General features: G+C 41.5%; 16 protein-coding genes. 2 read left to right on the top strand and 14 right to left on the bottom strand.

The features are described 5' to 3' along the window. Nucleotide 1: 1 nt before the first annotated feature. The 10 genes from murD to J4N25_RS26420 form a co-directional block, all read right to left on the bottom strand. Nucleotides 2-1,396, bottom strand: coding sequence for a UDP-N-acetylmuramoyl-L-alanine--D-glutamate ligase (gene murD / locus J4N25_RS26375; RefSeq protein WP_207424892.1), 1,395 nt, complete (start codon nucleotides 1,394-1,396; stop codon nucleotides 2-4). Then, a complete protein-coding gene (mraY, locus tag J4N25_RS26380) occupies nucleotides 1,396-2,637 on the bottom strand; it encodes a phospho-N-acetylmuramoyl-pentapeptide-transferase (protein WP_207424893.1) in 1,242 nt (413 codons plus the stop codon). The genes murD and mraY overlap by 1 nt, the downstream gene beginning before the upstream one ends. Next, nucleotides 2,637-4,097 (bottom strand): UDP-N-acetylmuramoyl-L-alanyl-D-glutamate--2,6-diaminopimelate ligase, encoded by a 1,461-nt coding sequence (locus J4N25_RS26385; RefSeq protein WP_207424894.1) that lies wholly within the window; start codon nucleotides 4,095-4,097, stop codon nucleotides 2,637-2,639. The genes mraY and J4N25_RS26385 overlap by 1 nt, the downstream gene beginning before the upstream one ends. Beyond that, nucleotides 4,097-6,220: a PASTA domain-containing penicillin-binding protein gene (locus tag J4N25_RS26390; RefSeq protein WP_207424895.1), complete on the bottom strand. Its 2,124-nt coding sequence runs from the start codon at nucleotides 6,218-6,220 to the stop codon at nucleotides 4,097-4,099. The genes J4N25_RS26385 and J4N25_RS26390 overlap by 1 nt, the downstream gene beginning before the upstream one ends. A gap of 34 nt (nucleotides 6,221-6,254) precedes the next feature. Continuing rightward, a complete protein-coding gene (locus J4N25_RS26395; RefSeq protein WP_207424896.1) occupies nucleotides 6,255-6,662 on the bottom strand; it encodes an FtsL-like putative cell division protein in 408 nt (135 codons plus the stop codon). 87 nt (nucleotides 6,663-6,749) lie between these two features. Then, nucleotides 6,750-7,655 (bottom strand): 16S rRNA (cytosine(1402)-N(4))-methyltransferase RsmH, encoded by a 906-nt coding sequence (rsmH, locus tag J4N25_RS26400; RefSeq protein ID WP_207424897.1) that lies wholly within the window; start codon nucleotides 7,653-7,655, stop codon nucleotides 6,750-6,752. Next, nucleotides 7,645-8,109, bottom strand: a complete 465-nt coding sequence (gene mraZ / locus J4N25_RS26405; RefSeq protein WP_207424898.1) for a division/cell wall cluster transcriptional repressor MraZ — start codon at nucleotides 8,107-8,109, stop codon at nucleotides 7,645-7,647. Before mraZ ends, rsmH begins: the two co-directional genes overlap by 11 nt. A gap of 275 nt (nucleotides 8,110-8,384) precedes the next feature. Beyond that, a complete protein-coding gene (locus tag J4N25_RS26410; RefSeq protein ID WP_242696039.1) occupies nucleotides 8,385-9,575 on the bottom strand; it encodes a phosphoglycerate kinase in 1,191 nt (396 codons plus the stop codon). A 139-nt stretch (nucleotides 9,576-9,714) separates the two neighbouring features. Next, nucleotides 9,715-10,713, bottom strand: a complete 999-nt coding sequence (gene gap / locus J4N25_RS26415) for a type I glyceraldehyde-3-phosphate dehydrogenase (RefSeq protein WP_207424899.1) — start codon at nucleotides 10,711-10,713, stop codon at nucleotides 9,715-9,717. 124 nt (nucleotides 10,714-10,837) lie between these two features. Beyond that, complete coding sequence (locus J4N25_RS26420; RefSeq protein WP_207424900.1) at nucleotides 10,838-11,704, bottom strand: universal stress protein; 867 nt, start codon at nucleotides 11,702-11,704, stop codon at nucleotides 10,838-10,840. Between the two features lie 294 nt (nucleotides 11,705-11,998). Here J4N25_RS26420 and J4N25_RS26425 point away from each other — a divergent pair, with 294 nt between their 5' ends. Both J4N25_RS26425 and J4N25_RS26430 read left to right on the top strand, forming a co-directional pair. Further along, nucleotides 11,999-13,117, top strand: coding sequence for a response regulator (locus J4N25_RS26425; protein WP_207424901.1), 1,119 nt, complete (start codon nucleotides 11,999-12,001; stop codon nucleotides 13,115-13,117). A gap of 50 nt (nucleotides 13,118-13,167) precedes the next feature. Beyond that, nucleotides 13,168-13,575, top strand: a complete 408-nt coding sequence (locus tag J4N25_RS26430; protein ID WP_207424902.1) for a hypothetical protein — start codon at nucleotides 13,168-13,170, stop codon at nucleotides 13,573-13,575. A 135-nt stretch (nucleotides 13,576-13,710) separates the two neighbouring features. Here J4N25_RS26430 and J4N25_RS26435 read toward each other — a convergent pair whose 3' ends face one another. The 4 genes from J4N25_RS26435 to J4N25_RS26450 form a co-directional block, all read right to left on the bottom strand. Beyond that, nucleotides 13,711-16,590: a ligand-binding sensor domain-containing protein gene (locus tag J4N25_RS26435; RefSeq protein WP_207424903.1), complete on the bottom strand. Its 2,880-nt coding sequence runs from the start codon at nucleotides 16,588-16,590 to the stop codon at nucleotides 13,711-13,713. Nucleotides 16,591-16,707: 117 nt separating this feature from the next. After that, on the bottom strand, nucleotides 16,708-17,520 hold the full coding sequence (locus J4N25_RS26440; RefSeq protein ID WP_207424904.1) for a carboxylesterase family protein: 813 nt from the start codon (nucleotides 17,518-17,520) through the stop codon (nucleotides 16,708-16,710). A 184-nt stretch (nucleotides 17,521-17,704) separates the two neighbouring features. Then, on the bottom strand, nucleotides 17,705-19,990 hold the full coding sequence (gene bglX / locus J4N25_RS26445; RefSeq protein WP_207424905.1) for a beta-glucosidase BglX: 2,286 nt from the start codon (nucleotides 19,988-19,990) through the stop codon (nucleotides 17,705-17,707). Nucleotides 19,991-20,065: 75 nt separating this feature from the next. After that, nucleotides 20,066-21,802 carry a family 43 glycosylhydrolase gene (locus J4N25_RS26450; protein ID WP_207424906.1) on the bottom strand — a complete coding sequence of 579 codons (1,737 nt, stop codon included), beginning with the start codon at nucleotides 21,800-21,802 and terminating at the stop codon, nucleotides 20,066-20,068. Nucleotides 21,803-21,806 lie beyond the last annotated feature (4 nt).

The following is a 21,806-nucleotide window of genomic DNA, read 5'->3' on the forward strand; positions in this document are numbered from 1 at the left end:
CTTATAATTCTCTTACTGCATCCTTGAATTGATTTCCGCGGTCTTCGTAATTCCTGAACAAATCGAAACTGGCACATGCAGGAGAAAGCAGAACGGTGTCCCCTTTCTTAGCAAGGTGGTACGCAATCTGCACCGCTTCTTCTGCAGAAAATGTATTAACAATCACCTCCACTTCATCCTCGAAAGCATCATGGATCCTTTTGTTATCTTTCCCTAAACAAACAATAGCTTTTACCTTAGATCTCACCAGGTCTAAAAGCATCGAATAGTCATTACCCTTATCCACTCCTCCAAGGATCAGAACAACATCACTATTCATGCTTTCCAGGGCATACCATGTTGAATTAACGTTAGTTGCCTTTGAGTCATTAATAAAATCAATACCAGCAATTCGCGCAACATGCTCCAAACGGTGCTCGATGTTTTGGAAATTACCCATGCTTTCACGGATGCTTTCATTACGCAGTTCAAGTGCCTTAGCAAGGATTCCTGAAGCCATAGAATTGTAGATGTTGTGTTTCCCTTGCAGAGCAAGATCGTTAATTGACATGTTGAATGTTTGTTGGTTTCCCAGGTTTATATAAATACTTTCGTTCGCTAAAAATGCGCCTAATGACAATTCCTTTAGTATTGAAAAGGGAAAGACTCCGGCGTTAACCGTATGTCGTTCGAGGCCCTTCACGGTTTCCTCATCGTCGGCACAGTATATAAAAATGTCGTTCTCTGTCTGGTTCTGCAGAATCCTAAACTTGGAATCCACGTAATTGTCCATCTTATAGTCGTATCGATCTAAATGATCAGGAGTAATGTTAAGCAACACAGCTATATCTGCTTTAAACTCATACATATCATCCAGCATGAAGCTGCTGATCTCCAGAACATAGTAGTCGAAGTTTTCTGTTGCTACCTGACGGGCAAAGCTTTTACCAATGTTCCCCGCAAGACCAACATTTAATCCAGCATTCTTAAGAATGTGATAAGAAAGCATGGTAGTGGTTGATTTTCCGTTCGAACCAGTAATGCAGATCTTTTTTGCATTAGTATATCTTCCGGCAAATTCGATCTCAGATATTACAGAGACACCTTTTTCCCTAAGCTTCTTGATCAGAGGAGCTTTTTCGGGGATTCCTGGACTTTTAATTACCTCAATTGCTGATAATACCTTATCCTCTGTATGCTGTTTCTCTTCGAATGCTATTCCATGCTCTGATAATTCCGCTTTGTAAGAGTTTCCTATTTCACCCAGATCGGATACGAAAACATCAAAGCCTTGTTTCTTTGCTAACACTGCAGCCCCGGTACCGCTTTCACCAGCTCCAAGGATTACAATAAGGCCTTTCGCCTCTCCTGCAGGAAGCTCACCCATCGTCATATCTGTATTTTCCTTCCCTGCCATTAGCGTAGTTTAAGCGTTACGATAGTTAATACAGCGAGGATAATTCCTATGATCCAGAAGCGAGTTACAATCTTCGCTTCGTGATAACCTTTCTTTTGATAATGATGATGTAATGGAGACATCAGGAATATGCGCCGCCCCTCTCCAAACTTCTTCTTCGTGTATTTGAAATAGGAAACCTGCATAATAACTGACATATTTTCTACCAAGAAGATTCCGCAGAGGATTGGAATAAGCATTTCTTTACGAATCATGATCGCAAAGGCTGCAATGATTCCACCGATTGCCAAGCTTCCTGTATCTCCCATAAAAACTTGAGCAGGGAATGAGTTATACCAGAGGAAGCCTACGCAAGCACCGACGAAGGCACCTGCAAATATCACCAGCTCGCCTGAGTTGGGGATATAAATGATATTCAGATATTCTGAGATAATAGTGTTACCAGACACATAAGCGAGAATGCCCAAGGTAGCCCCAATTACAGCAGAGGTACCAGTAGCTAGCCCATCAATCCCGTCCGTAATATTTGCTCCGTTTGAAACTGCTGTAATTATTAAAATTACAAAAAACAGGAACACTACAAGAGCGTACTTCTCATATCCCTCACCCAAAAACTTGAGCACTTTTGAATAATCAAACTCGTTGTTTTTATAAAAAGGAATATTAGTTTTTGTTGATTTTAAGTTTTGAGTAAAATAGTACTCATTTCCTCGCTGATGCACTTCAAGAGGAGCTGTATTGGTTGTGGGTAAAGTAACCGCCTGCCTTACAACAATATCAGGATGAAAATACATAGTCCAACCAATAATCAAAGCAAGCCCAACCTGGCCCATGATCTTAAACCGGCCTGCCAGTCCCTCCTTATCCTTCTTAAATACTTTGATATAATCGTCTATAAATCCAATTGTTCCCATCCAAACAGTGGTCACAATCATTAAAATCACATAGATATTTTCAAGTTTAGCAAATAACAATGTAGGGATCAGAATACCTAACAAGATTATAATACCACCCATTGTTGGAGTGCCTTGTTTCTGCATCTGGCCTTCCAAACCAAGGTTACGAACAGTTTCCCCTACTTGCTTCGCTCTGAGTATCTTAATTAGCCTATTACCGTAAATGGTTGTAAATAACAGAGACACGATAATAGACATAGCTGTACGGAAGGAGATGTAGTAGAAAACTCCAGCCCCGGGCACGTCATATTCTCTGTCTAACCAGGTGAATAAGTAATACAGCATTAGCTTAATAAGTTAAATTGTTCTGTTAAAATCGCTTTATCATCAAAAGGATACTTCACCCCTTTTATTTCCTGATATTTCTCGTGTCCTTTTCCCGCTAAAAGAATGATATCACCAGTTTTAGCCAAATGGCAGGCAGTGCGTATTGCTTCCTTGCGGTCCACTATAGTCAAAACCTTTTTCTTGTTTGTTAATGTTAACCCGGATTCCATTTCTTCAATAATGAATTCAGGTTCCTCAGAACGGGGATTATCAGAGGTTAAGATCACTTTATCGCTCCACTCAGATGCTACCTGGGCCATCAACGGACGTTTCGCCCTATCCCGGTCTCCACCGCATCCAATGATGGTAATTACTTGCTCTGTTCCCTTTCGAATATTTTGAATGGTACTAAGCACATTTTGCACTGCATCGGGAGTATGTGCGTAATCTATAATTCCTATAACTCCATTAGGAGACACGATATAGTCGAACCTTCCCTCAGCACCCGATAAACGACTTAATACTGTCAGAACTTTGGTACTGTCCTGCTCCAGAAGCATCGCTGTTCCATACACTGCTAATAAGTTATAGGCATTGAAGCTCCCTACAAGCTTAAACCATACCTCCTGGTGGTTAACCTCCAACAACAACCCTGAAAATTGATTTTCAATGATCTTACCTTTGAAATCAGCCAGTCCCCTTAACCCGTAAGTCTTCTCATGGGCCTTCGTATTTTGAAGCATCACTTTACCATTCTTGTCGTCGGCATTTGTAAGAGCAAAGGCAGTTTTTCCCAATCCATCAAAAAAGGCCTTTTTAGCCTTTATATAAGCATCAAAAGTTTTATGGAAATCCAGGTGATCATGACTGATATTAGTAAACACCCCACCAGTAAAATTCAGCCCCTCAATTCGATGTTGAACAACTGCATGAGAGCTTACTTCCATGAAACAGTAATCACAACCCGTAGCAACCATGTCTGCCAGAAGCTTATTTAAAGCAACTGGATCAGGCGTAGTATGAGTTGATGGCACAACTGTAGTGTGGATATGATTTTGAACAGTTGATATTAATCCTGTCTTATACCCTAGCTCCTCAAACAATTTATATAAAAGGGTCGCAACAGTGGTTTTCCCATTGGTCCCCGTTACTCCTACCAGCTTAAGATCAGCAGAAGGGTTATCATAAAAGTTCGCTGCAATTCGCCCCAGGGCGACAGCAGAGTTCTCTACTCTTATAAAAATCACTTCACTATTAGCTTCAGCAGGGATTTCCTCACAAACAATAATTGAAGTACCCAGTGCTGTTGCTTTGTCAATATAATCGTGACCATCGGCTACAGTACCTCGAACAGCAACAAACAATGAACCCGCTACTGCCTGCCTTGAGTCAAAGCAAACAGAGTGCACTTCGGAGTTACCTGAGCCTTTTTGCTCCAATACCTTAACGCCTTCCAGTAGTTCTTTTAATTCTTTCATTATTGTAGTTCAATCGTCACAGGATATCCTGCAACTGTACGTACACCCGGCACAATAGATTGTTTAACAACTTTACCGCTTCCTTTTACCACAGCCTTAAGGCCCGCACTGGTTAAAAGGAACATAGCATCCTTCAATCCCATCCCAGTCACATCGGGCACCACTCTTGGCCTAACCTTTATTTCTTTTAAATCAATACCATTATTTGTATCAACCTCACTTGCAATATCATTATTAGCAGCCAGGTAAGATTTTACACCTAAGGCCTTGTATACCTTTTTAGCAGCAACATTGCTCCCTGCTTTTGTAGGCGGAGAAGTAGTATTACCAACATATTTCAGGTTATTCACAGGATTGTACATTTCTACATCCTGGGAATAAATCTTATCAGCAACCTCACGAAATACGGGACCACTAACCAAAGCTCCATAGTAGGCCCCCTGAGGGTTCGTGATAACGACGATCATAGCGTATTTCGGCTTATCCGCGGGAAAATAACCGCAAAATGAAGCCTGGTAGGAACGTTTACCCCGATAGCCTCTCGCCCCATCAGCAATTTGTGCCGTCCCGGTTTTCCCGGCAGCCTTATATAAAGAACTTTTCACGGTTGTCTTTCCTGATCCCTCTTCAACAACCCCTTCAAGCATTCCTCTAAGTTTCGACAAAGTTTCATCCGAACAGATCTTTTCATCAATCACCTTAGTTTCAAAAACCTCAACAGGTTTACCCAATCTTTTGATCTCACGAACAAACTTTGGAGCCACCATTCTACCGTTATTTGCAACCGCATTATAAAAGGTAAGCATTTGCAAAGGAGTCATTTTCGACTCGTAACCATACGCCATCTGGGCTAAACTTAAGCCCTTATACCAAGCTTTACTCTCAGGAGTCTTAATGTACGGTATACCCTCACCTGGAATTTCCAATCCCGCCTTCTCATGCAAATGCAACTCGCGCAACCGGTCAGTAAAACGTTCAGGTTCATTTTTATAATGGGTATAGATAAGCTTTGCAATCGCAGCATTTGAGGATTCTTCAAAAGCCCTCTTCACCGAAACCACTTTAAGACCAAGATGTGAGTCCTTCACCGTTTTAACCAATCTGTTCCGGTGATTATAAACTTTAAACAAACCACCACCACAATCAACACGAGTACTGGTATCCACTTTGTGATCTTCCAGCAGGGCTAAATATGAAGCTAGCTTAAAGGTAGATCCTGGCTCTGCACTCTGCGCAATAGCGTAATTAAACTTCTCTTCGTATTGACCCTCGGAAACCTTTGTAAAGTTTGCAATCGCTCTAACCTCTCCAGTGGCCACTTCCATCAATACCACACAACCATGATCAGCATCGCTCTTTATCAATTGCTTTCTTAATGCATTCTGCGCTACGTCCTGCATGTTAATATCAATGGTTGAAATAATATCAGCACCGTCCTTTGGTGCAATTTCCACTTCTTTATTAACCGGCATCCAAACCCCACCAGCAATACGCTGCATCAGTTGTCTGCCACTTTCACCGTCGATATAGCTCGAGTAAGCGCCTTCTAGCCCTACCGGCTGCACGTTTTCATTTTTATAACCTATTGTCCTCGCTGCAAGGGTCTTAAATGGAAGTATCCTTTTATTTTTCTGAATAGTAATTAGCCCGCCTTTATATCTTCCAAGATTAAATACAGGGAAGGTGCGGATCACATTCAATTCCTGATGGGTTACCCTCCTTCTGATCAAAAGATACCTGGCCTTGTCTCTGCGTGCTTCACGCAGCATTCTTGAGTAATATCTCTGACTTTTATCTCCAAAATATCCCGAAAGCTTTTCCGCAAGGGAGTCTACTTTCTCATAGAACACTTTGTCCTTCTCAATACCCGCTGCCAGCAAATCCATCCTCAACTCATATTCCGGAACAGAGGTTGCCAAAAGGCTTCCGTCTACCGAATAGATGTTTCCTCTAACAGCTTCGACATTAACATATTTCGTAGAGAGGCTATCAGCCATTGCTTTCCATTTACTCCCCTCCACTAGTTGAAGATGGAACAGCTTGAACAACACAGCAAACGCAAGAAGTACGATCAACCCAAAGGCGATGTACACACGCAGCAATATGTCGGTCCTGATATTCATAAGTGTCTGCTAAAACGGCTAAATAATGCTTTTTTTAATATTCGTTTTCTTTTATAATTACTTTTTTAGGAGGCTCTACCGGCTCGTGCAATCCCAGCGTATCTACTAGCTTGGCTACCTCAGTTTGTGTACTCTTCAGCATCAAATCTGCCTTTAAAGTCTTATAATCCCAGCTCAGCTCCTTCACCTCTTTGTTTAGCTTATCAATCGCCCTTATGTTCCTTTCCGCGAAGTGCCGGTTTGCGATATAGAACATTCCCAGCATGGCAAGAAAAACAATAAACGGAAGCGTTTCCGTAGCAGCCTCTTTTGAGACCACGCCCTCCATCAAGAGCGTTGTAAAAAAATTTTTCGGTAGTTCCGCCTTGACCTCCTTCTCCTCAAGCTGCACCTCTGGCTCAAACTCCTCTTCTTCTGATTCAGCTCTGAAACGGTTTGTCATATAAAAAATTCAAATTTAATAGTGCAAAAAGCTTCTCCGTGTCAAATTGGGTCAAACCTTACCGAGCCTACCCATTCTGCCATTTATCTAAAGCTTAACAGCTACCCTCAACTTTGCACTTCGTGCCCTGTTATTTATTAAAATTTCCTCTTGCGAAGCCACTATCGCCTTTCTTGTCACAGCCTCCAGTGGCTTAATTTCATTACCAAAGAAGTCCTTCTCAACCTCACCCTTAAACTTTCCCTTTGATATAAAATTTTTCACCAACCTATCTTCAAGAGAGTGATAAGACATAATTACCAGTCTTCCTCCAGGCTTCAACACATCTATAGATTGATTCAAAAACTCCTGCAATGCTTCAAGCTCCTGGTTCACCTCTATTCTGAGGGCCTGAAATACTTGCGCTAAATACTTATGTTCTTTCCCTTTTGGAATAAGCTTTTTTATAACCTCTTTCAATTCAGCGATAGTCTCTATAGGCCTGTTTAGTCTTGATGTTACGATCACCCTTGCAAGCGATTTTGCATTTTGGATCTCTCCATACATTCCAAAAATCCGGTGCAGGTCCTCCTCAGAGTAAACATTAACAACCTCCTTCGCATTTAAACTCCCGCCTTGGTCCATCCTCATATCCAACTCAGCATCAAAGCGAGTGGAAAACCCCCGCTCCGGCTGATCAAACTGATGTGATGAAACACCGAGATCAGCCAGAATACCATCTACAGGCAGTGCCTGATGCAGACGGCAATAGTTTTTTAGATAGCGGAAGTTTTGATCTATAAAGGTTAACCGATCATCTTGCGGAATATTCCTTTGCGCATCCACATCCTGGTCAAAAGCAAGCAATCTGCCTTTCTCCCCAAGATTCTTCAAAATCTCTCTTGAATGGCCTCCACCGCCAAAAGTTACATCGACATACGTCCCTTCGGGTTTTATATCCAGCGACTCAATACACTCTTTCAGCATCACAGGAACGTGATAGTTAATCATCATCCCTCCTTCCCAGGCCACCCATTACTTCCTCTGCCAGATTCGCAAAGTTTTCAGGTTCGTTATCCATTTGGGCATCATAAGCATCCTTAGCCCAAACTTCTATCTTGTTAAATTGCGAAGACAATACTACATCTGATCCAATTTCAGCATAATCGAGCAATGACTTAGGTAGCAATACTCTACCAGCAGCATCCAGAGTTAACTCCGTTGCGCCACGAGTAAAATAGCGAATGAATTCCCTCGTTTTCTTTTCGTACTGATTAAGCTTACTCAAATCCTCCATTATTTTATCCCACTCACTGCGGGTATACACCACCAGATGCTTCTCGAACCCTCTGTTAATCACCAATCCTTCCTTCTCTGCTTCGGGCATTTGCCTGCGCAGACCTGAAGGCAGCATCATTCTGCCTTTAGCGTCAAGTTTGCATTCAAATTCTCCTAAGAAGTGAGACATCAGGGTTCTAGACTATTTAACAGAGTAAAAGTAAAAAGCTTTTACCACTTTTTACCACTTTACTCCACAAAAAGTTTTCAACAAGAAATTATTTACCACTTTACCCCTGAGAGGAGTAAAAAAAACTAAAGAAAACACGACAGAGGGCCTCGGCAGACCACTGGGAGAGAGGGGATATAAAAAAGAAAAAGTGGGAGAATGTGGAGGAACTCATCCACATTTTCCCACTTTAGGAACTAAAAATAAGAAACCTGGGCCAGGCCTTATCCTATTAATTATGCATTAATGGCTGCAACACCTGGGAGCTCCTTTCCTTCCATGTATTCAAGAAGAGCACCACCACCGGTAGAAACATAACTTACTTTTTCTTCAAAGCCGAACTTTGCTACTGCAGCCGCAGAATCACCACCTCCAATTAAAGAGAATGCACCTTTTTCGGTCGCCTCTACAACCGCTTCAGCTACAGCTTTGGTTCCTGCTTCAAATTTCTCCATCTCAAATACACCCATTGGTCCGTTCCAAAGGATAGTTTTTGAATTAGCTACAACGTCTTTATAAACTTTAACAGAATCAGGACCGATATCCAGTCCCATCCAACCCTCTTTGATATCATCATTACTTGCAATATCACTGTTAGCATCAGCTGCAAAATTATCAGCAATGATAGAGTCAGTAGGCAATACAAGGTTTACCCCTTTTGATTTTGCTTTTTCAATTAAACTAAGAGCTAACTCTAATTTATCATCCTCTACCAAAGATTTACCGATATTTCCACCTTGTGCTTTCGCAAAGGTGTACGCCATGCCGCCGCCAATCAAAAGATTATCTACTTTTTCCAATAAACGCTCAATTAACAAGATCTTATCAGAAACCTTCGCACCGCCCATAATAGCTGTAAATGGTCTTTCAGCATTATTTAGCACTTTCTCTGCATTTGCTAATTCTCCAGCCATCAGGTAGCCAAAATACTTTGCATCAGGGAAGAACTTTGCAATAATCGCTGTTGAAGCATGCGCACGGTGAGCAGTTCCGAAAGCATCGTTCACGTAAACATCGCCTAACTTACTTAATTTTTCAGCAAAGGCTTCATCTCCTTTTTCTTCCTCTTTATAGAAACGGAGATTCTCCAGCAACAATACCCCTCCTGATTGAAGAGCCGCTGCTTTTTCTATTGCTTGTTCACCGATACAATCATCTGCAAATTGTACATCTTTCCCCAACACTGATGATAAATGATTTACCAGGTGTTTTAAAGAATACTTTTCGGTAGGACCTTCTTTCGGTCTTCCAAGATGCGACATAAGGATCACTGCACCTCCATCATTCAATATCTTTTTGATAGTTGGCAATGCTCCCTGAATACGATTATCATCAGTGATGTTAAATTCTTTATCAAGAGGAACGTTAAAATCAACTCGTATTAACGCCTTTTTACCAGCAAAATTCAAATTATCGATTGTCTTCATCAGAATTAAATTTGTTTATTATGGGGTTATTAGAAATTCAGTTCATCTATTTTGAATACCGCTTTCCAAGAGCGGTAAAACTACACGAATTTAATTAAAAACAAAAGTGTATTTAACACACTAAGCACTATCCAAAACTCTACCTTTTTACATTCTCAATCTTTCTGATAAGATCGGCTAAACGACTTGAATACCCGTATTCATTATCGTACCATCCAACAACCTTAGTTAAGCCGCCTACCACAGAAGTAAGTTTGGAATCAAAAACACACGAGTGAGAATTATCTAAAATATCTACCGACACGATCGGATCTTCGGTATAAAACATTACTCCTTCCAAATACCCTTCTGCAGCTTGCCGAAATGCATCATTGATCTCCTCCACCGAGGGTTGCTTCTTTAGAATACAGGTAAAATCAGTTAGGGAACCGTTTAAAACAGGTACCCTTATCCCTGCACCTCCCAGCTTTCCTTCCAGGTGGGGGAATATATTTGTGATTGCCTTTGCCGCTCCTGTCGTAGTCGGAATGATCGAAGACGAGGCAGCCCTCGCCCGTCGAAGATCTTTATGTGGAGCGTCATGAAGGTTTTGATCTCCCGTCATAGAATGCACGGTAGTAATATAACCATTCACAATTCCCCAGTTATCTTCTAACACCTTGATCATTGGAGCAATATTATTTGTCGTGCAAGATGCATTAGAAAGCAAAGGCGCAGTAAAGTCTATTTCATGATCATTTACGCCAAGTACTACTGTCGGCACGCCTTTAGTCGCAGCCGGTGCAGAAATTATAACCTGCTTAGCCCCTGCATGTAAATGCAGTGAAGCTTTTTCTTCTGAAGTAAACTTTCCCGTCGACTCGATGACAACATCAATCTCCAACTCCCTCCACGGAAGGTTTACAGGATCAGTCTCTGCAAAAACAGGAATTCGCATTCCATTAACTACAATCTCCTTTTCGCCACCTTCAATGGTTCCATTAAACCCTCTGTGTACAGAATCGTATTTTACCAGATGTGCTAAGGTTGCAGCGTCTGTTAAATCATTTATTGCTACCACTTCACCTGTTTTGCCAGCAAGCAAAGTTCTTAAAACTGTTCTGCCGATCCTTCCAAAACCATTTATTGCAATTCTCATCCTTCTAAATGCTATGCTCTGTTTAGTCTCCGAACCCGGAGTACTTATTTTTGTTCGGTCAAAGTTAGCATTTAGAATTAGCTTACTGGCGTTAATCTCAGCGTTGCAAAACAACTGTTATGACCTAGAATTCCGAAGGGAAGATCAACATTGGCAGAAGGTGATAGTTCATAATCCTTTTGGTTGTACTGATATGAAATAAATCTTCAAAGAACGAATAGCGTTTGTGAATGAGGGTAATAATATCAGCATGTATATTGTACGCGTACTGCGCCAGGGTTTTCGGCACTTCATCGGCCAATATCTCCTTGTAAGTTATTCTATCATACTCAATATCGCCTTTCGCCTTCTGCACTGCCTTATAATGAGCAGAGCCGGCTTTCTCGCCTAGCTCACTTAAGTTAATATGAGTAACCAGTATTTCAGCATTAAACGGTTTTGCCAGGTCAGCTACATAATTCAGAGCACGAAAATCCACGTTGGAAAAAACATCGGTAGTGAAGGCAACCTTCCTAATACTCTTAAATGTAAACTTTTCCGGAACAAGCAGAACTGGGCACTTTGCCTTATTAACTACTTCATTACTATCACTGCTATATACTAATTGATGAATAATTCCCTCATCACTCTTATCTCCCATTACGATCATCCAGATATCCTCCCTTTCCTGAATCGACTTTATATTATCCTTTAAGGTACCGATATCATGGGTACATCTGATGGTGGGATTAAACTCCTCGCCCTGAACACACAACTTCGCCATCAACTTTTCTGCCATTACCTGCAGATTTATCCGCGTCGCATCGTTATATATCGTATAATTATCATAATATAACCTATTCGGCCCTGCTAATACAGCTTTAGAATCTGGAATATAACAGGCATTATAAAGTAGCAAGTTAGCCCGGGCTTGTTTAGCTATTGTCCAGGCCACCTCTGCAGCGTGCTTTGATTTCTCCGAAAAATCTGTCAACACTAGGATAGTTCTCATACCGGCTTGTATTTTTTTATAAAAATGCGTTAAAAGCCGTCGAAGCTCAATGACATGCATCACTAATACGTTTGACACTAATTACATTGCCTTGAGAGAGGGAGAATGACAAAATGCAGGGCTACACTAATTAGATGAAAGATCTCCATATATTTTATTTTCAAATTATGACCCTTCTCATTTTATTAAGACATCCAATCTTACAAATTTGTCTTGTTAAATCATTACTAAGATAACACGGCATTCCTCCCATAATTTGCAACTTCAGGTTATCTGTATTTACACAATATGAATATGAAAAAGATTTTGTTAATCGATGACGACGAATCTTTAAGAGATACCATCGCAGAAGTTCTTACGCTTTGCGAATTTATTCCTATTACAGCTGCCGACGGTAAAAGCGGAATTGAAAAAGCGCTTATTGAAAGACCAGACCTTATATTATGTGATGTCATGATGCCTGGGATCGATGGGTACGGCGTCCTTAATATTCTAAGCCGGCACCCTCTAACAAAGCTTACTCCGTTTGTTTTTCTTAGCGGGAAAAAAGAATCTGATGATCTACGAAAAGGTATGGGAATGGGTGCAGATGACTATCTGGTGAAACCTTTTCAAGAAATAGAACTTTTGCAGACCATAGATCTGCGACTGAAGAAATCAGATGATCTCCGTAGAAGCTTTTCGTCAGATTTAAATACTACTGAGGAAATGCCAAAATCAGCAACTCCCGAAGGTACCATTAAATTTAAAAACAGGAACAAAGAGCCCTACCGCTTTAAAAAGAGACATATTTTATATACTGCCGGACAAGTGCCCTCAAACGTGTATTATGTGGTGTCGGGAAAATTAAAGGAATACCGGTTCAACCAGGAAGGGAAAGAACTAATAACCAACATCTATGGCGCGGGTGACTTTCTAGGATACAGGCAGGTTTTTGAACAGATCCTTTATACCGAGAATGCACAGGTGATTGAAGAAGCTGAACTCATACTTATTCCTAAGGCAGAGTTCCTGGAGCTGTTAAACCATGATACGCAAACCGCCAAACAGTTTATTGAAATTCTGTCACATAATTTAACTGTTAAAGAGGAAAAGCTTATTAAGATGGCATACGACCCTTTACGGAAACGGATAGCAAATGGAATCATCGAAGTAGCCGAGAAATTCAGCAATAAACGAAGAGGCTACGCCTCAATAGAAATTTCAAGGGAAGATCTCGCTCACATTATTGGCTCTGCACAGGAGTCACTAATTCGACTGTTAAAGGAATTCAAAAGCGAAAAGCTCATCGACATTGAAGATGGCCGCATTATTATTCTAGACGAGGAACGATTGCGAACCTTCACAGACTCTAATCTAAAAATGACTGACATCATAATTCATAAAAATACTAATCATGGGCAACCTGGTTAAAATGACTATTTTCGCCTATGCCTGTTTTGTTATAAAAAGGCTACCAATAAATGAAAAAGATACTGTACTCAGGCATTATAGCTGGTGTTAGTTTATTTATTATCAGCTACGGCGGACTATACCTGGCCATTAGATTCTTTCCTGAATTCTTTTTATTATACAACAACCCACTTTTCAACTCAGATGGTAGCAGAGATGTTCTTTTCTATCTGCACGCATTCATTATCAGCTTTGCGCTTTCCTGGTTTTGGGAGCGGTTTAAGAGTTTATTCAGCGGACATTTCCTACTTAGGGGGCTGGAATTTGGTCTTATATATGCATTGGTTGCCTTACTACCGGTTATGTGGATCACATTCAGCTCCTTGGATATTACAATAACAATGGTTGCAAGTTGGTTCTTGTACGGATTTGTACAGGCAGTAGTAGCAGGAGTAATATTTGCTAAGATAAATCCATAAGCACTATTCATGTCTTTTGCAGCTACGTATCTTTTCTAGTAAACTTCTCATCCTCTATGGCTCTGGCCTTGGGAACACATCTTGTCAGCGGAGGTTCCGGAAGCAGGTACCAAGTTACTCGAGAGCTACATCACATCATAACTCCATAAAAAACTCAGCAAGGTTTTTATCATGATCCAGGTTCAGTTTTTTTCTAAGGCGATACCTTCTTATTTCTACTCCGCGAACAGAAATATTTAATAAGGACGCCATTTCTTTACTGCTCATATTCATACGCAGGTAAGCGCAAAGCTTTATATCGTTAGGAACCAGATCAGGGTACGTAGACTTCAATTTTATAAAGAAGCTCTCGTGGGCCTCGTTAAAACTCTTTTCAAACAGATTCCAATCCCGCTCATCGTTCATTCCCTCCTCTATTACTTTATTGATTTTTCTTAACTGATCTGAGGCTAGTTTCTTCCCACCGGAATCTTTCAGGCGACCTAACTCATCTCTTATTTTTTGTAACAGCTCATTCTTATAAACAATATTCATCGCAGAATTGGCCAATTCGCGGTTCTTCCCCTCCAGATCTAATTGTAACTGCTCATTTTTTAAGGAAACGATCTTCTGCTCATTAGTTATAGCCTCTCTTTGAAGAAGCTCTTCCTGCTCTTTCTGAAATTTCTGATGTATAAATTCCTGATGCTTTTTAAGTTTAAGATCATAGAAATACTTGATAACAAAGAGCAGAACCAGACCAAGGACAACGTAAAACGCCACTGCAAAATTTGTAGCATACCAGGGGGGAAGGATAGTAAACCGCATCACCGTTATCTTCGAAGGATCCCTGCCCCCAACTCTTGCCCTTACCTTAAAAACATACTCACCATACTTCAGGTTCGTAAAATCCTTTACCGCCAGATTGCTCCATTCTGACCATTTATTGGAATAGCCTTCTAAAAAATATTGATATTCGACCGCAGTTACGGTATACTCCGGAAGCGAATAGGTTATGCGGATATTATTCCTGCTATAAGGTATTTCAACATCGGTATCTCCGTTTTCGGTTAAGACATTTAATGAGTCGGTAATATTTTCAATTTTTCTAATTAATACTTTTGGGAGCGGACCCTTCGGTCGTTTTGTTCGGGTTTCTTTAAAAACCACAAAACCCTCATCCACACTTATCAGGTAAATGTCTTTGCTTATGCGGCTGATATTTTCGTAATACTGGACCATCCGGCCATTCAAGCTGCTGAATGTCGCATAGTCGACGAACAGCTTTCCGGCGTCAATTTCGACTAATGCAACTTTACCGTGATTTATCAACCAATACTTATTCTCAGATGCCTGAATGATACCGTTTGAAGTGGAAAAAGAACCCAACTTATCATTCAGCTGTGTATAAGGAAAAAACTTGTCAGCAATATCATCATAAATATAAAAACCTGAATTAGAGGAGAAAACAATTCTATTATCCAGATTAAAAACATTTACATGAAAATCAGTCGGGAGCCCTGAGCTCTTGTCATAGCTTTTGATAGAAACATCCCGCCTCATCTCTGCGTCCAGTTTCAGCTTATAAACCCCTCTGTTTGCATGACTCACCCAAATATTCCCTTTAGTATCCTGCTCAACAAAGCGCGAAGGGGAACCAAATCCGCTAACCTTATGCGAAAAAAACCAGTTTCCCGAAGCATCTTTTTTATAGATTACAAGCCCTGTATAGGTGCCCTGGACCAGAACACCTTGCGAACTAGTAAGCTCTTTTATTGTCCAACCACCCTTTATCTCGGAGATTTTTTGGAAAGATCCGTTGTCTACTCTGAAAGTCCCCTCGTTATGTCCGCAGAGAAGTTGTCCATCAATTACGGAAAGGTTCCATACCTGCCCCTGCGATTTTTCAACCAGTTTAAAATCAAAGGAGTGGAACAGTTTATCACTTGAGGACCAGTTGCTGTAATACAAGCCCTGATTCGTCCCTAGATAGATCTTATCATTTACAATTATACTGGAATATACCGTCCCCAGTTTCCCGGCTTTATCCACGTAAAAATAAAGAGGAGAAGTTATGTCAATACGGTCTATTCCATTATCCAGGCCCACCCATAGGTCTTGTTTATCATCCGTAAACAAGCTTAATACAGTATTATTCTGCAGTCCCGCCGATTTATTAACCCGCTGTACAACATTACCAGATCCATCAACAATGACTATTCCGTCCAGTATGGTACCGAAAGCAAAATACCCCCCCGGTAAAGCCACTCCATTGTTAAGCTGATTTTTCTTGAGAAGCGCATTTGCCTGGATCTCCCAGGGACTAATCGTCTTGCCATCGTAAATAAAAAGTCCCTCTCTGGCAGTACCAATAAGATGACTATTCCCTTTAAAAGGTAAAATCGTTAAGATTCCATCTTTTAAAAACTCGCTACCAGGAATAAATCTCAAATCTTTCCCAACCAGCTCATACAAACCCTCAGATATTATTCCTGCGAAAAACCGCTTGCCGCTTTTATTTAAGAAAAGAAAAGATTGTTTGGGCTTAACAATACTTATCCCCTCATTTTCATAAATGTAGATGGTTGAAAACGACTGAAAAATCACCCGCTCCCCGTCAACAAAAATCTTCCAGATCTCATCCTGTGAAACGGATTTACTATCAATTTTTGTGGCAAGTGATGTATAAGTAAACCGGCCCTTATTGTTGTACGACCAATAACCAAACTCGCCGAAACCACCGACGTAAAGCTTGCCTTTTTTATCAGATGCAACTGCTCTTACTATCAGGCGGTTGGGCATTTGATATAACTCCCAATGTTTGCCATCAAAGGCCAGTACCCCTTCAGAATTGCCGAAATACATGACGCCTCTTTCATCTTTGGTCACGGACCAGTTTTGATTTCCGGCCTGATAAACCGACTTTGGGTAGTTCTGAACGTAGGGGGCCCCTACATTTTTTATTTCAATAGCATAAGTCAGGAAAGGCAAACAAAAAAGAACAATAAAACACAAAAGCTCAAATGGTCTCTTCATTCCAGACTGGTCAGTTTCGAATTTCTAGTAGGGGATAAATGTAGCAAAATGAACTAATAGTATACAAAGGAAGGCTTAAACCTGTAATAAATCCTTTCAGATGACTTTAAATTTCGATCAGTTAAACAGACGCCTTAACCAGCTTTTCTTCTCATGAGAAAAAAGCCAGTTTAACAAGCCTGGCTCAGCAAAAGCAGGATCCCAGCTATTGTGATTGGCATTAGCATAGTGAGTATATCGAACAGAACCTCCCAGTTTTTTCATTTCATTTACCACCACTTCTGAATGTTTCGGCGGGACAACGTCGTCTTTGCCTCCATGAAACACCCATAAAGGAACTCTTCTGTACTTCTTGACATTGGCAATATGGTCTCCTCCGCAAATAGCAAACGAAGCAGCAAACGTTTTATCTTTCCTTCTTAAGATTTCGAAGGTACCCATTCCCCCCATAGATAAACCTCCAACATAAACCCTCCTTTTATCGACAAACGGATTCCTTAGAAAATCATTAGTAAAATCCAGGAGCATCTGCATGGCCAGAGTGGGTTCTCCGCCCTCTATAAAGTTAAAATGCCGTTTGCCGGAACTATCAGTAACAATATTTACATTAGCCCAGTAGCTGTCGGCAGGACACTGAGGAAATATAACAATAGCGGAATGACGACTACGGATGCTATCCCGAAGGAACATCTTCCCTCCATGAGTTAATTGTTTTTGATTGTCTTTCCCGCTCTCTCCCCTCCCATGCAGAAATAACATTACCGGGTACTTTTTCCCGGGATCGAAATTCTCGGGGTAAAGTATCCGGTAAGGAAGTGTATCGGCTTTTGAAATGAACAGCCGTTTTTGGTATAGATCAAGGTTTTGAGCCTTAGCGCCTGCCACACAAAGTATAATGAAGAGGACTGGCAAAAAAGAAATTCGTTTCATTTACAGTTCTTTAATTCAGTATTTGGAGCCCCAGTCTGCCGGCTGACAGTTCAGTTTCAACTCCTCACTACTTTTCAAAGGAAATTATTTTTAAGGCAATCAATAAGTCAGAGGATCCTTAAAAATCCCTTGACTTATTAACTTTCCTAATTTAAGAAGATTTACCTTCAGGATTCCAGCCGGATCACCTGTTCAGTCTAAAATCTGCTTCTTTTACGTCCCGGCTGTTCGTGCCGATGAATAACTTAAAATCCCCCGGCTCGGCCACAAAGTTTAAGTCGGAATTATAGAATTTAAGATCTTCTTCTGTGATATCAAATTGCACCGTCCGCGACTCGCCTGCCTTTAAATGGATTTTCTGGAACCCTTTTAATTCCTTAACGGGCCTCGTTACGCTCCCTACCAGATCCCGTATATAAAGTTGTACAACTTCCTGTCCCTCTCTCGATCCGGTATTACTCACCGAAATACTTGCAGTAATTTTTTCACCGGGCTTAAAAGACGATTTGTCCAGCTTAATGTCTCCATAGTTGAATGTCGTATAACTCAGTCCGAAGCCAAATGGATAAAGAGGATCATTTGAAACATCGAGATAATTGGATCTGAATTTTTCGAACCACTTTCCCTGAGCTAAAGGTCTTCCTGTATTTTTATGATTATAGAAAAGAGGAACCTGTCCGACATTTTGCGGGAAAGTGGCGGTTAGCTTTCCCGAAGGGTTAACGTCACCGAATAATACGTCGGCAACAGCATTTCCAGCTTCCGTACCGCCGAACCATACATTTAAAATAGCTGGCACGTTTTCATCCTCCCACTTTAAAGCGAGGGGCCGGCCAGTGAACAATACCAATACTACTGGTTTGCCCGTTTGCAGTAAGGCTTTTAACAGGTCTTTTTGCACATCAGGAATTTCTATGTTGGTGCGACTGGAACTTTCTCCACTCATTTCGGCTGATTCGCCTAAAGCAGCAACAATTACGTCGGATTTTCTGGCGACGGCCAATGCTTCTTTTAATATAACATCCGCCGGACGTTTATCCCTGTTGAGCGTTTTACCGAACATGGTCGCCCTTTCTTCTAGCGCACTATCAGCCGTTAGATTAGAACCTTTAGCGTATAGTACTTTTGCCTTATTCCCCAGCACATTTTGCAGTCCTGCCTGTACAGATATTGATTGCTTAAAATCGGCAGCCACACTCCATGTACCCGGCATATTCTCTTTGGCGTCTGCCAGCGGACCAATCAGAGCGATAGTGCCGCTCTTTTTTAAGGGCAGAACATTGTTTTGGTTCTTAAGCAATACGAACGATTGAGCAGCGATATTTCTTGCTTCACGGCGGTTAGACTCAGTAAGAATCTCGGTTTTGCTGCGCTGAACATCACAATAACGAAAAGGATCTTCAAACAGCCCAAGTTTATATTTTGCCTCCAAAATTCTGCGGCAGGCAATATCTATCTGCTCCTGTGTAATCTTTTTCTCTTGTAAGGATTGCTTCAAAGTTGTTAAAAAGCCCTCTCCTACCATATCCATATCTACACCAGCTTTCAAGGATAAGGCAGAAACCTCTTTTAAATTCCCCAAACCATGATCTACCATCTCATTGATGGCTGTATAATCAGTAACCACAAAGCCATCAAAGCCCCATTGTTTGCGCAGCACGTCTGTCATCAACCACTTATTCGCACTTGCAGGGATGCCGTGTACCTCATTAAATGACGTCATCACACTTCCTACGCCGGCATCTATTGCGGCTTTATAGGGTAAAAAGTACTCGTTATACATCCTCAGGCGGCTCATGTCGGTGGTATTATAATCCCTTCCCGCTTCAATTGCTCCATACAAAGCAAAGTGCTTCACACAAGCCATGATCGTATTGTTTTTGCTAAGGTCCGACTGCTGATAACCCCTTACCATCGCTTTTGCAATCTGCGCTCCGATGTAGGGATCTTCCCCTGAACCTTCCGACATTCGCCCCCACCTCGGATCGCGGGAAACATCTACCATCGGAGAAAAGGTCCAGTTAATCCCGTCGGCACTTGCCTCAATTGCTGCAATTCTGGCGCTCCTTTCAATCAAGGTCATGTCCCAGGTGCTTGATAAACCCAGTGGAATGGGGAATACGGTTTGGTAGCCGTGGATCACGTCCATTCCGAATAATAAAGGAATTTTTAAGCGACTGCTTTCTACTGCTATTTTTTGTACATCCCTGATCTTTTCTACTGACTTTATATTAAATAAACCGCCAACCTGCCCCTCCCTGATTTTTTGTGCAATACCTGCGCTTGAAGCTTGTCCGGTAGTAATATCACCGGCCGAGGGTAAATTAAGCTGGCCTATCTTTTCATCCAGCGTCATTTTCTTCATAAGTCCGGAGATAAACTGGTTCATCTTTCTGGCATCCTGACTTTGGGCCGTTGCTCCCGTTGCTGTCATTATGAATAAAACCGCAAAAACTTTTATAAACTTCATATAATCAATCTTAAAAACCTTATATTTTTATTCTTTAGATATACACGCGTATCCCTGATCATACGCAGCTGTTTTTCATTCCACTTTCACCGGCCTGGTCCTTGTTGAAATTCCATTTTCGTTAAAGGCTTCTATGGAAAAGTAATACGGCTGATCCACCGTCAAACTTTTAAGCTCCAGGGAGTTTTTGTCGTAAACCATCCAGGAGTTATACAACTTATCAGGTGCTATGCCCCAGAGGATATTATATCCTTGCGCACCCGGTTCTTTACGCCAGCTTATCATAGCATCACGGCGATCTTTTTTCCTGTTTACGCTAAACTCCTTTACTGCCGCGGGAGCTTTTCCTTCTCCCTTTCCAAATACACGAATTCCTGAAATTGCAAGGTTTGGGGTCGGAACATGAATATTTTTATACCGGATAAACCGGAAAGTTCCGGGAGTTGTAAGCTCAACATAATCATTAGGAACGTCCTTGTAATTGTTGGAGCGGTCGACTAAAACATGCCAGCTTTTTCCATCTTCCGAACCTTCTATTAAGTACTGGTGACGCAGCTCCATGATCTTTCCATAGAGATCTGATTTATAATCGTGATAGTTTACCTGGATCGCATAAACCTTCGCTGGTTTCTGAAGATCAATCTGGAGCCACTGGGTATCATCATTTCTCCCTGCAAGCCAAAAAGTCTTCACACTTTCATCAGTGGTATTCTGTGCAGTATTCGCCCCCTGAGCGGATGAAGAGGTCACCGGCTTTTTATATGATAGAAGCATCCAACCAGTGAACTGTCCCTGTTTGCCATGGGTTGCAGGCGCATAATGAGGGTAATCGCCGAAAGAAGTGTTCGAGTACATCAGCCCATCTTTATCAAAAAAGGTTGGAAACATACAGAGACGCCTTTCCCAGTTCATATTCATAGAAAGAGCCATGGAGGCAAAATGCCAATAGGTGTTTTGAGGGCCAATCACCGTGCTACCATGCCCGGCACCATTCATAAAACCTCCGGGCTTGTACGAAAAAGGATTGTTGGGCATGTATTTAAATGGCCCGAGGGGGGAATCACTGATATAAGCCCCATCTCCATACACATTAAATTCGGTACCCGGAGCTGCATATTGCAGATAATATTTGTTGTTATGCTTAGTCATCCAGGGACCTTCCATGTATCCTTCGAGGGAAGTATCTGAATGGTTTTCACCAAACCTTTCCCATCCATGCTTCGCCTCATCGAGATTAAATAGCTCGTAAGTCTTATCAGAGGGCCGGAAGCGCAGATCCTTATCTACTGTTTTGGCTTTGATAGGAAATGTATTCGAAGAGCCCCAATACAGATATCCCTTTCCGTCATCGTCAATAAACAAAGCCGGATCCTGAAGATTATTTAGGATCGCAGGAACAGCTTTCCAGTCCCCCTTTTTCGGATTATCCGTATAAAGAACGCTCATTGAACCCGAAGGATCTCCTGCAACATATAATACCGAATCTTTATAGTTATGAGCCGCCGGAGCATTTGATCCCTGAAAATACCACTTCTCAGGTTGTATAAATGTCCAGTTGTTAAGATCAGTGGAATGCCAGTATCCCAGAGAGCGGGTTACAAACATGTAATACTCATTCCTGAATTTCACTACAGCCGGGTCAGCGCCTGAACGATAAGAAATACCCTCGTTGGCATTATAGATGGCATAAGTATAATCTATGTTCAGAGGATTACAATAGGTACTGGCCTGCATAGATTGCGCGGAAAGATGAGTCAAGCTGCAGGCCGCCACTACAGCGCTGCTTAAAAATTTCTTTACTTCCTGATACATAGAT

This window comes from Desertivirga brevis (assembly GCF_017355835.1).

Bases quoted from the DNA above. Each gene is read 5' to 3' on its own strand.
- J4N25_RS26390 (WP_207424895.1), bottom strand. From the start codon at position 6,220: ATGAATATCAGGACCGACATATTGCTGCGTGTGTACATCGCCTTTGGG.
- J4N25_RS26430 (WP_207424902.1), top strand. From the start codon at position 13,168: ATGAAAAAGATACTGTACTCAGGCATTATAGCTGGTGTTAGTTTATTT.
- mraY (WP_207424893.1), bottom strand. From the start codon at position 2,637: ATGCTGTATTACTTATTCACCTGGTTAGACAGAGAATATGACGTGCCC.
- rsmH (WP_207424897.1), bottom strand. From the start codon at position 7,655: ATGATGATTAACTATCACGTTCCTGTGATGCTGAAAGAGTGTATTGAG.
- J4N25_RS26425 (WP_207424901.1), top strand. From the start codon at position 11,999: ATGAAAAAGATTTTGTTAATCGATGACGACGAATCTTTAAGAGATACC.
- J4N25_RS26435 (WP_207424903.1), bottom strand. From the start codon at position 16,590: ATGAAGAGACCATTTGAGCTTTTGTGTTTTATTGTTCTTTTTTGTTTG.
- bglX (WP_207424905.1), bottom strand. From the start codon at position 19,990: ATGAAGTTTATAAAAGTTTTTGCGGTTTTATTCATAATGACAGCAACG.
- J4N25_RS26385 (WP_207424894.1), bottom strand. From the start codon at position 4,097: ATGAAAGAATTAAAAGAACTACTGGAAGGCGTTAAGGTATTGGAGCAA.
- J4N25_RS26410 (WP_242696039.1), bottom strand. From the start codon at position 9,575: ATGAAGACAATCGATAATTTGAATTTTGCTGGTAAAAAGGCGTTAATA.
- murD (WP_207424892.1), bottom strand. From the start codon at position 1,396: ATGGCAGGGAAGGAAAATACAGATATGACGATGGGTGAGCTTCCTGCA.
- J4N25_RS26395 (WP_207424896.1), bottom strand. From the start codon at position 6,662: ATGACAAACCGTTTCAGAGCTGAATCAGAAGAAGAGGAGTTTGAGCCA.
- mraZ (WP_207424898.1), bottom strand. From the start codon at position 8,109: ATGTCTCACTTCTTAGGAGAATTTGAATGCAAACTTGACGCTAAAGGC.
- J4N25_RS26420 (WP_207424900.1), bottom strand. From the start codon at position 11,704: ATGAGAACTATCCTAGTGTTGACAGATTTTTCGGAGAAATCAAAGCAC.
- J4N25_RS26440 (WP_207424904.1), bottom strand. From the start codon at position 17,520: ATGAAACGAATTTCTTTTTTGCCAGTCCTCTTCATTATACTTTGTGTG.
- J4N25_RS26450 (WP_207424906.1), bottom strand. From the start codon at position 21,802: ATGTATCAGGAAGTAAAGAAATTTTTAAGCAGCGCTGTAGTGGCGGCC.
- gap (WP_207424899.1), bottom strand. From the start codon at position 10,713: ATGAGAATTGCAATAAATGGTTTTGGAAGGATCGGCAGAACAGTTTTA.